Raw genomic sequence first — 12735 nt, 5'->3', positions numbered from 1 at the left:
GTCAATATAAAGTTTATTGTGCTGTTTTTAACCAAACTGATACCTGTTGATGCCGAAACCAGTCGGGCCATAGACAGTAACAATATCTTCATAAGCCAGACTGACAGTTAACCATAGAAAAAGATGTGGCGCTATCGGTGTGTGCTCTTTAGAATCCGCTTCCATGAAAACAGAGAATCCAACCGTACAATTTCTGACGATCTCCGCCGAAGAAGCAGGCCAGCGGATCGACAATTTTTTGCGTACGCAACTTAAAGGCGTACCGAAGAGCATGATTTATCGCATCTTGCGTAAAGGCGAAGTGCGGGTAAATAAAAAGCGCGTGAAGCCAGAATACAAATTACTGGATGGTGATGAAATTCGCATTCCTCCGGTGCGCCAGTCAGAGCGCGAAGAGGCAGCAGTTTCCGCCAGCCTTGATAAAGTCTCCGCGTTGGCAAACTGCATCCTTTATGAGGATGACTACTTGTTGTTGCTGAATAAACCGTCAGGGACAGCGGTGCATGGTGGCAGCGGGCTGAGCTTTGGGGTGATCGAGGGGCTGAGAGCACTGCGTCCTGAAGCACGCTTTCTGGAACTGGTACATCGTCTGGATCGCGATACGTCCGGGGTGTTGCTGGTGGCCAAGAAGCGTTCGGCGTTGCGTTCACTGCATGAGCAACTGCGTGCTAAAGGCATGCAGAAGGATTATCTGGCACTGGTTCGTGGGCAATGGCAGTCACATTGTAAATCTGTGCAGGCACCGTTGCTGAAGAATGTGCTGCAAAGCGGCGAGCGCATCGTGCGCGTTAATAGTGAAGGTAAACCATCGGAAACGTTGTTTAAGGTGGAAGAGCGATTCGATTGCGCCACACTGGTACGAGCCAGCCCGATAACCGGCAGAACCCACCAGATTCGCGTACATACTCAGCATGCCGGTCATCCGATTGCGTTTGATGATCGCTACGGTGATCGTGATTTCGACGCTCAACTGGTAGGTACCGGACTAAAACGTCTGTTTCTCCATGCACAAGCATTGCGTTTCGAACATCCCCATACCGGTGAAACGTTACGCATTGAGGCTCCGCTCGATGCGGGCTTGCGTCACTGTCTGCAGGTTTTGCGACAACGGCAAAGTCAGAAATAACACGTGCGTTACTGCGCACGCGTTGCCGACATGGCAGGGCGCGTGCGCGCTCTGCCTCCAGATCACTCCCTCATCATTGCAATAACGGATTAACCCCTTCCACGCGCAATAACTCCAGTAACGTAATGAGCGGTAAGCCGACAAGCGTATTGGGGTCGCGCCCTGATAACCGGTCAAACAAAGTAATGCCAAGTCCTTCGCTTTTAAAGCTGCCAGCACAGTCAAGCGGCTGCTCAATATCAACGTAGCGTTCAATCTCGCGTGTACTGAGTGCACGAAAGTACACGTCAAACGGCTCAACGACTGATTGCAGATGCGCCGTTGCGCTGTTGAATAATGCCAATCCGGTATAAAAGGTAATGCACTGTCCACTGGCTTGCTGTAACTGGCGTATCGCGTTTTCCGGCGTGTGCGGTTTTCCGGTAATCGTGTTGCCCACCACACACACCTGATCGCTGCCAATAATCAGGCTGTCTGGGTAGCGTTCTGCGAGCGATTTTGCTTTGCCGATAGCCAGTCGGCGAACCAGTTCGGTGGCGCTTTCTCCGGTATCCGGTGTTTCATCGTAATCAGGTGCGGCGCAGATAAACGCCAACCCCAGTTTTTCAAGCAGGGCCTTGCGATAAATGGATGTAGAGGCGAGTACAATCCGGGACATAAATTTCAACCAGGTCATAGCGTAATCAGGGAATGCATTTTAAACTGCTTGTCGCTCTGGAAGCGAATTGAGGTGTGCGAAAGTAAATTTGGGTGAAAGCACTGACATCGCCACCTTTTTCTTTGACTCTCCGTCGTTACGACGTTAATATGCGCGCCCTATGCAAAAGGTAAAATTACCCTTAACCCTTGATGCGGTTCGCACTGCTCAAAAACGTTTAGATTATGTTGGTGTCTATACGGCTGAACAGGTGATGCGTGTTGCCGAATCAGTGGTTAGTGTGGACAGTGATGTGAATGCGACGCTGTCATTCAACATTGACAGCCAGCGGCTGGCGGTGATTGATGGACAGGCTGATGTAACGGTGACGTTGCTGTGTCAGCGCTGCGGCAAGACTTTCGAACATCAGGTCCACACCACGTTCTGTTTTAGCCCGTTCATCAGTGATGAACAGGCCGAAGCCTTGCCGGAGGCTTATGAACCTATCGAAGTCAATGAGTTCGGTGAGGTTGATTTGCTGGCGATGGTTGAAGATGAACTTATCCTCTCTTTACCCATTGCGCCGGTGCATGATTCTGAACACTGTGAAGTGTCCGAAGCGGATATGGTGTTTGGTCAGTTGCCCGCTGAGGCGGAAAAACCGAATCCATTTGCCGTATTAGCCAGTTTAAAGCGTAAGTAATTAAGGAGTAAGGTCCATGGCCGTACAACAGAATAAACCTAGCCGTTCCAAGCGTGGTATGCGTCGTGCTCACGATGCGCTGACCACTTCCGCTGTATCCGTAGATAAAGTTTCCGGCGAAACTCATCTGCGTCACCACGTCACTGCGGATGGTTACTACCGCGGTCGCAAGGTTGTTGCTAAGTAATTCTTGCGATTTCGCAAGGAAACACTTTGACGCGCCTAACCTTGGCGTTAGATGCAATGGGCGGGGACTTCGGTCCCTGCGTTACAGTGCCTGCTGCATTGCAGGCACTGGATTCTAATCCAGACCTCCATTTACTGTTGGTCGGCGATCCTTCTGCGCTTACTCCATTACTTGCCAACGTCGATTCCCCTTTATCTTCCCGTCTGGAAATTGTACCAGCCGAATCGGTGATCGCTGGTGATGCGCGTCCATCCCAGGCTATTCGAGCCAGTCGGGGGACTTCTATGCGCATCGCTCTGGAGCTGATCCGGGAAGGGCGTGCGCAAGCCTGCGTTAGTGCAGGGAATACTGGCGCGCTGATGGGATTGGCGACGTTACTGATCAAACCGATTGAGGGGATTGATCGCCCGGCATTGATGACGATGTTGCCTCATCAGCAGCACGGGAAGAGCGTCGTATTGGATTTGGGAGCGAATGTTGACTGCGACAGCACGATGCTGGTGCAGTTTGCCGTGATGGGGTCGGTCATGGCGGAAGAAGTGCTTGGATTGAAGAATCCGCGCGTCGCGCTGCTGAATATCGGTGAAGAAGAGAGCAAAGGGCTTGCCAGTATCCGTGACGCTGCAGCGCAACTGAAAGCTATGCCTTCGATTAACTATATTGGTTATCTGGAAGGCAACGAATTACTGACCGGCAAAACGGATGTGATGGTCTGTGACGGCTTTGTAGGTAACGTCACGTTGAAAACTATGGAAGGTGTCGTGCGAATGTTTCTGTCTCTCCTGAAGGGAACGTCTGGTGAGGGAGAAGGTCGGCAAGCACAGCCGTGGTGGTTGAAATTTTTAGGGCGTTTTTTGAAAAGGCGTCTGGCCAGGCGTTTTGGACACCTGAACCCTGACCACTATAACGGTGCATGTCTGTTAGGATTACGTGGAACTGTCATAAAGAGCCACGGCGCTGCGAACCAGAATGCGTTTGCCGTAGCGATCGAACAGGCCATGCAGACGGTGCAGCGGCAACTCCCGGAGCGGATTGCGTCGCGACTAAAGGCTGTATTACCCAAGAGTGACTGAGCGTACATGTATACAAAGATTCTCGGAACGGGAAGTTATTTGCCCGAACAAATCAGGACGAATGCTGATTTAGAAAAAATGGTGGATACGTCAGACGAATGGATCGTTACACGTACCGGTATCCGTGAACGCCGCATTGCTGCGCCTGATGAAAGCGTCGCCTCAATGGGGTATCGTGCGGCACAGAACGCACTGGATATGGCGGGTATCGACCAGAGTCAGGTCGGTTTGCTTATCGTAGCGACGACGTCGTCCAGCCATGCGTTCCCCAGCTCGGCCTGCCAAATCCAGCACATGCTGGGAATTAAAGATACGATCGCTTTTGATCTCGCTGCCGCCTGTGCAGGGTTTACCTATGCGTTAAGCGTCGCTGATCAGTATGTCAAAAGTGGTGCGGTGGACTATGCATTGGTCATCGGGTCTGATGCGTTGTCCAGAACGCTTGATCCGGCTGATCGCGGTACGCTGATTCTCTTCGGCGATGCGGCGGGCGCGGTAGTGCTGGGACGCTCGCAAGAAGCAGGCATTCTGTCCACACATCTGCATGCTGACGGTCGTTATGGTGAGCTTCTGACCTTGCCTTATACCGATCGGCAAGCGCCTGAGCCGGCTTATCTGACGATGGCGGGTAACGAAGTATTTAAAGTCGCTGTAACGGAACTGGCCCATATTGTTGAAGAAACGCTGGATGTCTCTGGCCTTGATAAGAGCAAAATCGACTGGCTGGTTCCCCATCAGGCAAACCTGCGCATTATAAGCGCTACTGCCAAAAAATTAGGTATGGGCATGGATAAAGTGGTGGTCACGCTCGATCGCCATGGCAACACGTCCGCGGCTTCCGTGCCTTCAGCGCTTGATGAAGCGGTTCGCGATGGTCGTATCCAGCGCGGTCAGTTGATTCTCTTAGAAGCATTCGGTGGTGGTTTCACCTGGGGTTCAGCGCTGATCCGTTTTTGATTAATCAGGACCTATTATTATGACGAAATTTGCAATGGTATTTCCCGGCCAGGGCTCCCAGTCTGTGGGGATGCTGGCAGAGTTGGCTGAACAGTTTCCGCTTATCAAAGAAACGTTTGACGAGGCTTCCTCGGTATTGGGATATGACCTGTGGCAGCTTTCCCAACAAGGGCCGGCAGAAGAACTGAATAAAACCTGGCAGACCCAGCCAGCGTTGCTGACAGCATCAGTAGCACTTTGGCGTGTCTGGCAGCAACAGGGTGGTGCACAGCCGACATTGATGGCTGGTCATAGCCTGGGCGAATACTCCGCGCTGGTATGCGCTGGGGTGCTGGATTTCAAACAGGCCGTTAGCCTGGTTGAACTGCGCGGTAAACTGATGCAGGAAGCGGTTCCGGAAGGAACGGGCGCAATGTCCGCGATCATCGGTCTTGATAATGACGCGATTGCCACTGCCTGTGCCGAGGCGGCGCAAGGCCAGGTCGTTTCGCCGGTGAACTTCAATTCGCCAGGGCAGGTTGTTATCGCCGGTAATAAAGAAGCGGTTGAACGTGCGGGTGCTGCCTGTAAAGCCGCCGGTGCGAAACGTGCTTTACCGTTGCCGGTCAGCGTACCTTCACATTGTGCACTGATGGAACCCGCAGCCCATAAACTGGCGCAAGCGCTGGAGGCGGTGACGTTTAATGCACCGCAGATTCCGGTGGTAAATAATGTGGATGTGCGTGCGGAATCTGCACCGCAAGCTATCCGCAGCGCACTGGTGCGTCAACTGCACAATCCGGTCCGCTGGACGGAGTGCGTCGAATATATAGCCGCTCAGGGCGTGTCAACCCTGGTGGAAATTGGTCCTGGTAAAGTATTGACCGGGCTGACCAAACGAATCGTCGACAGCCTCACGGCGACGGCGGTTAATGATCCTGCTTCCTTATCAGCAGCGCTTGAACAGTAAAAACGGTGAAGATAATGAATTTTGAAGGAAAAATTGCCCTGGTGACGGGCGCGAGTCGAGGCATTGGTCGTGCTATTGCCGAGATGCTGGCTGCCCGTGGTGCCACCGTGATCGGTACCGCCACCAGTGAGAAAGGGGCGGCGGATATCAGCGAATGGCTGGGGCCGAAAGGCAAAGGCTACGCGTTAAACGTTACGGATAGCGCCTCGATTGAAAGCGTTTTGGCCAGCATCAAAGAAGCGTTCGGCGATATTGATATTCTGGTCAACAATGCCGGTATCACGCGCGATGATCTGATGATGCGCATGAAAGACGATGCCTGGCAGGAAGTGCTGGATACCAACCTGAGCTCGGTTTTTCGTATGTCGAAAGCGGTGTTGCGTGCCATGATGAAAAAACGTTTTGGCCGCATCATTGCTATTGGTTCCGTGATTGGTTCTAGCGGTAACCCGGGGCAGGCCAACTATGCTGCTGCCAAAGCAGGGTTGGTCGGTTTCAGTAAGTCGTTGGCGAGGGAGGTGGCGTCTCGCGGTATTACTGTTAACGTCGTCGCGCCAGGCTTCATTGAAACTGATATGACCCGGGCATTGACAGAGGAACAACGGGCGGGCATTTTGGCGGGAGTTCCTGCCAGCCGTCTGGGTGATCCAAAAGAAATCGCCAGTGCTGTGGCGTTTTTAGCCTCTGATGAGGCGGGCTACATTACCGGTGAAACATTGCATGTCAATGGTGGCATGTATATGATCTGATAAGTAGCACCGTAATTTGCGTTAATTTACAGCGAAAAATGCAAAAAGCACAAAATCTTGGTTCGACCAGTATTGATTTTGTTGCATCTTTTTCAACATTTTATACACTACGAAAACCATCGCGAAAGCGAGTTTTGATAGGAAATTTAAGAGTATGAGCACTATCGAAGAACGCGTTAAGAAAATCATCGTTGAACAGCTGGGTGTTAAGCCGGAAGAAGTCGTGAACAATGCCTCTTTCGTTGATGACCTGGGCGCTGATTCTCTTGACACTGTTGAACTGGTAATGGCATTGGAAGAAGAATTCGATACCGAGATTCCAGACGAAGAAGCTGAAAAAATCACGACTGTTCAGGCAGCCATCGATTTCATTCAAGCTAATCAGCAGTAATCGAACATATCTAGGCGGTCGTTCGACCGCCTAAGTTTTTTCTTCTACCTCAGTATCATTTTTTCCCTCCCTGGAGGATCAGCGTGTCTAAGCGTCGAGTAGTTGTGACTGGTCTGGGCATGTTATCTCCTGTCGGCAATACAGTAGCGTCAACCTGGAATGCTCTGCTTGCCGGTCAGAGTGGTATCAGCCTGATTGATCATTTCGATACTAGTGCCTATGCAACGCGTTTTGCTGGCTTAGTAAAGGACTTTAACAGTGAAGACTTCATCTCGCGCAAAGAAGCGCGCAAGATGGATGCCTTTATTCAATACGGAATTGCAGCAGGCATTCAGGCCATGCAGGACTCAGGCCTCGAGGTAACGGAAGCTAATGCGAGTCGTATCGGAGCTGCTATCGGGTCGGGTATTGGTGGGCTGGGGCTGATCGAGGAAAACCATGGCGCGCTGGTGCATGGTGGCCCGCGTAAAATCAGTCCGTTCTTTGTGCCGTCTACCATTGTGAACATGGTCGCAGGACACCTGAGCATCATGTTCGGTCTGCGTGGACCTACCATTTCGATTGCCACCGCATGTACTTCTGGTGTGCATAACATCGGCCACGCTGCACGTATTATCGCGTATAACGATGCCGATGTTATGTTGGCCGGCGGGGCTGAAAAAGCCAGTACACCGTTGGGCGTAGGCGGATTTGGTGCTGCACGAGCATTGTCGACCCGTAACGAGAATCCACAAGCAGCGAGCCGTCCGTGGGATAAAGATCGTGATGGCTTCGTGCTGGGCGACGGTGCCGGTATCCTGGTGCTGGAAGAGTATGAACATGCCAAAAAGCGCGGCGCGAAAATTTACGCCGAAATCGTCGGTTTTGGTATGAGCAGCGATGCCTATCACATGACGTCTCCGCCGGAAAGCGGTGCCGGAGCCGCGCTGGCGATGGAAAACGCGTTGCGTGATGCAGGCATTACCACCGATAAAGTGGGTTACATCAATGCACACGGCACGTCTACCCCGGCGGGTGACAAGGCCGAAACGCAGGCAGTGAAATCCGTTTTTGGTGCAGATACCCGTGTGATGGTCAGTTCGACCAAGTCGATGATCGGTCATCTGTTGGGCGCGGCGGGTGCGGTCGAGTCAATCTTCTGTATCATGGCGCTGCGTGATAATGCTGTTCCACCGACCATCAACCTGGATAATCCTGATGATGGTTGTGATCTGGATTTTGTGGCGCATGAAGCGCGTCAGGTCGCCAACATGGAATACACCTTGTGTAACTCCTTTGGTTTCGGCGGCACCAACGGTTCTGTGGTGTTCCGAAAAGTCTGATGTAATGCTTTAATAAAGAGCCCGGTTCTGCCGGGTTTTTTTTCGTCTGTGCAAAAATAGGAGTATTGCCGCTTGCCGGACACCCCGGCGATTGACAGGCTTGCACTCTGGCCGGGGAGGCGACTATGTGGTGGGTTGACGGAAAGGCGGAACAGCAACTGCCGGTATCGGATCGCAGTGTTCAATTTGGCGATGGTTGTTTTACTACCGCCAGGGTTGTGGCGGGGCAGGTAGTATGGCTGGAGCGGCATATCCAGCGGCTTCGGCAGGCGGCGGAAACATTGCTGTTGCCTGAGGTCGACTGGCCGCGCTTGCGCGATGAGATGCAACAGGCGGCGGCGGGCCGAGCGGATGGCGTCGTGAAAGCTATCATCAGCCGGGGTCATGGTGGTCGTGGTTACAGCCCCGCTGGGTGTAACCAGCCGGTTCGTATCGTGATGCAGGCTCCCTACCCACAGCATTACGTCAACTGGCGTCAGGATGGCATTCGGCTGGCGCTCAGTCCGGTGCCGCTGGCGCAAAATGCGTGGCTGGCGGGTATCAAGCACTTGAACCGACTGGAGCAGGTACTGATTCGCACGCATCTTGAACGCTCTGGTGCCGATGAGGCGCTGGTGCTTGACACCTCCGGGGCGCTGGTGGAATGCTGTGCCGCTAATTTATTCTGGCGTAAGGGATCGCGGGTATTTACGCCAGAACTCTCGCTTTGCGGTGTTGACGGTGTGGCACGGCGACATATTATGGCGCTGTTGCAGTCCTCCGCGTTTGAACTCCATGTGGTGTCGGAACCGTTGGAAACGTTGGCGGATGCCGATGAAGTGCTGGTGTGCAATGCGCTGATGCCGGTGATACCCGTGAATCAGGCGCATATCTGGCGTTATCGCTCACGAGAGTTATACGACTTTCTGAGCCCTAACTGTGAGTCATGATGGGTTATGAAGAGAACGACGTGGGGTCTTGGGATTATTGTTCTGTTGGCGGTGGTTGTCTGGAGCGGGTGGCGGCAAATACAACACTTCGCTGCCTCACCGCTTATCATCAAACAGGAAACCATTTTCACTCTCCCTGCCGGCACGAATCGTGAAGGCTTACAAGCATTACTGACAGAACAGCATATTATTGATGATAGTCACTGGTTCCCCTGGTTACTGCAGTTAGAACCGGAGCTTGCCACGTTTAAAGCCGGAACCTATCGTCTGACGCCTGCCATGACCGTGCGCGATATGCTGGTGCTGTTAGCCAGTGGCAAAGAGGCACAGTTTTCGGTGCGATTTGTGGAAGGGTCGCGTCTGAAAGAGTGGCTGGAAACACTGAAATCGGCCTCGTATCTGCGGCACACGCTGGAGGATAAAACCCCGCAAGAGATTGCTGAAGCGATAGGTCTGAAAGATAAACCGAACCCTGAAGGGTGGTTTTACCCGGATACTTACCTTCATACCGCCGGGATGAGTGATAAGTCGATTCTGCAACGGGCACATCAGCGGATGACCAAAATACTTAATGACGTCTGGACTGCTCGGGATGAGGGGCTGCCGTATAAGTCGCCGGAAGAACTGCTGGTGATGGCGTCATTGATTGAAAAAGAGACCGCGATTAACGAGGAGCGGCCACTGGTGGCGTCGGTGTTTATCAACCGCCTGCGTGTGGGGATGCGTTTGCAGACTGACCCGACGGTAATCTACGGCATGGGGGAGAGCTATAACGGCGTGATTACCCGCAGTGCGCTTGAAGCGGCCACTCCGTACAATACCTATGTGATTAGTGGGCTGCCGCCAACCCCCATCGCCATGCCGGGCAAGGCATCACTTGAAGCGGCCGCGCATCCGGCCAAAACCAGTTATCTCTATTTTGTGGCCGATGGTAAAGGTGGGCATACGTTTACCTCGAATCTAAACGATCATAATCGCGCCGTGCAGGCGTATCGTTCCGCGCAGGCTGCAGCCGCCGGAAAGGAAAAGAATGAACAGTAAATTTATTGTGATTGAGGGGCTCGAAGGGGCGGGGAAGACCAGCGCTCATGCCGTGGTGGTGGAAACACTGCGCGAGTTTGGTATCGACGATATCGTATTTACCCGTGAACCCGGCGGTACGCCATTAGCGGAAAAGTTGCGTACGCTTATCAAACAGGGTGTGGCAGAAGAGAAACTCACGGATAAAGCAGAATTGCTGATGTTGTATGCCGCTCGCGTGCAACTGGTGGAGAACGTGATCCGCCCGGCGCTGGCGCGCGGTGCCTGGGTGGTTGGCGACCGACACGACCTCTCGTCTCAGGCTTACCAGGGCGGTGGGCGGGGAATGGACCCGCAGTTGATGGCGTCATTACGAGACACGGTGTTAGGCAATTTTCGTCCTGATTTGACGCTTTATCTCGATATTCCACCTGATCTGGGGCTAAAACGCGCCCGCCAGCGTGGTGAACTGGATCGTATCGAGCAAGAGTCGCTGGCGTTTTTCGAACGAACCCGTGCCCGTTATCAGCAATTGGCGGCGGCCGACAACAGTATTGTGACGGTTGACGCGTCTCGCGGGCTGGAAGAGGTCAACGCGGATATTCGCCGGGTACTCCGTGACTGGTTGCAGCGGCTGACCGGGCGAGGGGAGTGAATCGCTGATGGAGTGGTATCCCTGGCTGAACGCACCTTACCGACAGTTACTGGCGTCGCATCAGGCAAAACGCGGCCATCATGCGGTGTTGTTGCAGGCTATCGAAGGGATGGGCGAGGCGTCGTTGGCGTATGCCTTCAGCCGGTGGCTGCTGTGTCAGCGGCCGGAGGGGGCCAAAAGCTGTGGCCGTTGCCATTCCTGTGAGTTGATGAACGCGGGGACCCACCCTGACTGGCACACCCTCAGCCCCGAAAAGGGGAAGCACAGTCTGGGGGTTGACGCGGTGCGTGATGCACTGGAGCAGGTGTACCAGCGTTCGCGGCAGGGGGGGGCCAAGGTCGTTTGGCTACCACTGGCGGAAAGCCTGACCGAAGCGGCGGCTAATGCGTTGCTGAAAACATTGGAAGAACCGCCATCACAGACCTATTTCCTGTTGGGGTGCCGTGCGCCGGGACAGTTGCTGGCGACGTTGCGCAGTCGCTGTTTGCATTTATACCTGGATGCACCGGCGCAGGCGCAAGCAATGCAGTGGCTGCGTACGCGCGGGGTCGCTGATGAGATGGCATCACAGACCGCATTGCGGTTGTCGGCAGGGGCGCCACTGGCCGCAGAGTCGCTGCTGCAACCCGACATCTGGAAAGCACGCCAGGCGGTTTGCCAGCAGTTAGGTCTCAGTCTGCAATCAGGCGACGCGCTAACGCTGTTGCCTGTATTGAATCATGATGACGCTGAACGCCGCATTCACTGGGTTAGCACCGTATTTCTGGATGCGCTGAAATGGCACTATCAGGCGGCTAGCCTGCGAACCAACCAGGATCGGGCACCATTAGTGGCGCAACTGGCATCACAGTGTGGCGATGCCCGCTTGCATGCCAGTCTGCGGTGTTGGTTGCAGTGCCGCCACCAACTGGTGTCGGTGACTGGTGTTAACCGCGAATTGTTACTAACGGAACTGTTGTTGACGTGGGAGTCGGTATTGTCGTCTCCTACGTTGCCGATTCCGTCACCTTTTTCCTGAATACCGGAAGTCCTGATTATGTTGTTAGTTGATTCTCACTGCCATCTTGATGGTTTGGATTATCAGTCCCTGCACCACGATGTGTCTGATGTATTGAACAAGGCACGTGAGCGTGATGTGGGCTTTTTTCTGGCGGTAGCCACCACCTTACCCGGGTTTCGCTCAATGACCGAGTTGATTGGTGAGCGTGACGATGTGGCGTTTTCCTGCGGGGTACACCCACTCAGCCAGGAAACACCGTATGATTTCGCTGAACTGCGTACACTGGCGGCGTTGCCGTCGGTGGTGGCATTAGGTGAAACCGGGCTGGATTACTATTATCAGCAAGATACCGTCTCTTCGCAGCAGGCGTCGTTTCGTGAACACATTCGCATTGGCCGGGAATTGAATAAACCCGTTATCGTGCATACCCGCTCAGCGCGTGAAGATACGCTGGCTATCCTGCGCGAAGAAAAAGCCGATGAATGCGGCGGTGTACTACACTGTTTTACCGAGGATAAGGAAACAGCGGAGCAACTGCTGGATCTCGGGTTCTACATTTCTTTTTCCGGGATTGTGACCTTCCGTAATGCCGAGGCACTGCGAGATGTCGCGCGCTATGTGCCGTTAGACAGGCTATTGATTGAAACCGACTCTCCGTGGCTGGCACCGGTTCCCTATCGCGGCAAGGAAAATCAGCCCGCGTATGTGCGTGATGTCGCGGAATATCTGGCTGTTCTCAAAAATGTCAGTCTCGAAAAGCTGGCATCCTCCACCACCGAAAACTTCGCCCGCCTATTCCATATTGATCCTGCACGGTTGACCGTGGCGTGATCCTGGTTGAGAATACGCGAGTTTTTTTTGGCTTCGTAATTAATCGCTAATAATCCCTGCCACTTGTCGTGTTTACTGCGCGGTGGTAGGGCTAATTTTTGGCGTTAGATCACAAACTATAAGACTTCTGATAGTAACGTGGGTTTTCCATGAGTTGAAACGTGACTGCTATCAAACATTTGATGCAACATTTATTTTACTCTGCG

At 53.4% G+C, this 12735-nt stretch carries 15 protein-coding genes; 14 read left to right on the top strand and 1 reads right to left on the bottom strand.

Annotated features, from left to right (window positions below):
• Positions 1-163 precede the first annotated feature (163 nt).
• The gene (gene rluC, locus LF929_RS12830; protein ID WP_016940852.1) at positions 164-1126 is read left to right on the top strand and encodes a 23S rRNA pseudouridine(955/2504/2580) synthase RluC; all 963 of its coding nucleotides are present in this window, start codon (positions 164-166) and stop codon (positions 1124-1126) included.
• Between the two features lie 73 nt (positions 1127-1199).
• On the opposite strand, the gene LF929_RS12825 is transcribed toward rluC, so the two are convergent.
• A complete protein-coding gene (locus LF929_RS12825; RefSeq protein WP_210174276.1) occupies positions 1200-1784 on the bottom strand; it encodes a nucleoside triphosphate pyrophosphatase in 585 nt (194 codons plus the stop codon).
• Positions 1785-1944: 160 nt separating this feature from the next.
• On the opposite strand from LF929_RS12825, the gene yceD reads away from it, so the two are divergent.
• The 13 genes from yceD (at position 1945) to LF929_RS12760 (ending at position 12529) form a co-directional block, all read left to right on the top strand.
• Entirely contained in the window at positions 1945-2466 is a 522-nt protein-coding gene (gene yceD / locus LF929_RS12820; RefSeq protein WP_210174277.1) for a 23S rRNA accumulation protein YceD, read from the top strand.
• Positions 2467-2482: 16 nt separating this feature from the next.
• The gene (rpmF, locus tag LF929_RS12815; RefSeq protein ID WP_012769343.1) at positions 2483-2653 is read left to right on the top strand and encodes a 50S ribosomal protein L32; all 171 of its coding nucleotides are present in this window, start codon (positions 2483-2485) and stop codon (positions 2651-2653) included.
• A gap of 26 nt (positions 2654-2679) precedes the next feature.
• Positions 2680-3726, top strand: a complete 1047-nt coding sequence (plsX, locus tag LF929_RS12810) for a phosphate acyltransferase PlsX (RefSeq protein ID WP_019846099.1) — start codon at positions 2680-2682, stop codon at positions 3724-3726.
• Between the two features lie 6 nt (positions 3727-3732).
• Entirely contained in the window at positions 3733-4683 is a 951-nt protein-coding gene (locus tag LF929_RS12805; RefSeq protein WP_038907594.1) for a beta-ketoacyl-ACP synthase III, read from the top strand.
• Positions 4684-4702: 19 nt separating this feature from the next.
• Positions 4703-5632: an ACP S-malonyltransferase gene (fabD, locus tag LF929_RS12800; RefSeq protein WP_210174278.1), complete on the top strand. Its 930-nt coding sequence runs from the start codon at positions 4703-4705 to the stop codon at positions 5630-5632.
• A gap of 14 nt (positions 5633-5646) precedes the next feature.
• Positions 5647-6381: a 3-oxoacyl-ACP reductase FabG gene (fabG, locus tag LF929_RS12795; RefSeq protein ID WP_038907596.1), complete on the top strand. Its 735-nt coding sequence runs from the start codon at positions 5647-5649 to the stop codon at positions 6379-6381.
• Between the two features lie 154 nt (positions 6382-6535).
• Complete coding sequence (gene acpP, locus LF929_RS12790; protein ID WP_012765204.1) at positions 6536-6772, top strand: acyl carrier protein; 237 nt, start codon at positions 6536-6538, stop codon at positions 6770-6772.
• Between the two features lie 83 nt (positions 6773-6855).
• Positions 6856-8094 (top strand): beta-ketoacyl-ACP synthase II, encoded by a 1239-nt coding sequence (gene fabF, locus LF929_RS12785; RefSeq protein WP_038907597.1) that lies wholly within the window; start codon positions 6856-6858, stop codon positions 8092-8094.
• A gap of 125 nt (positions 8095-8219) precedes the next feature.
• Positions 8220-9023: an aminodeoxychorismate lyase gene (gene pabC, locus LF929_RS12780; RefSeq protein ID WP_210174279.1), complete on the top strand. Its 804-nt coding sequence runs from the start codon at positions 8220-8222 to the stop codon at positions 9021-9023.
• A gap of 6 nt (positions 9024-9029) precedes the next feature.
• Positions 9030-10064, top strand: a complete 1035-nt coding sequence (mltG, locus tag LF929_RS12775; RefSeq protein ID WP_210176385.1) for an endolytic transglycosylase MltG — start codon at positions 9030-9032, stop codon at positions 10062-10064.
• Positions 10054-10698: a dTMP kinase gene (gene tmk / locus LF929_RS12770; protein ID WP_038903961.1), complete on the top strand. Its 645-nt coding sequence runs from the start codon at positions 10054-10056 to the stop codon at positions 10696-10698. Before mltG ends, tmk begins: the two co-directional genes overlap by 11 nt.
• A gap of 7 nt (positions 10699-10705) precedes the next feature.
• On the top strand, positions 10706-11716 hold the full coding sequence (holB, locus tag LF929_RS12765) for a DNA polymerase III subunit delta' (RefSeq protein ID WP_210176384.1): 1011 nt from the start codon (positions 10706-10708) through the stop codon (positions 11714-11716).
• An 18-nt stretch (positions 11717-11734) separates the two neighbouring features.
• Positions 11735-12529, top strand: coding sequence for a metal-dependent hydrolase (locus LF929_RS12760; RefSeq protein WP_038903964.1), 795 nt, complete (start codon positions 11735-11737; stop codon positions 12527-12529).
• Positions 12530-12735 lie beyond the last annotated feature (206 nt).

Origin of the sequence: Dickeya oryzae (genome assembly GCF_020406815.2) — a bacterium.
In the GTDB taxonomy this organism is placed as follows: domain Bacteria; phylum Pseudomonadota; class Gammaproteobacteria; order Enterobacterales; family Enterobacteriaceae; genus Dickeya; species Dickeya oryzae.
This window is presented reverse-complemented; position numbering and strand designations above follow the sequence as displayed.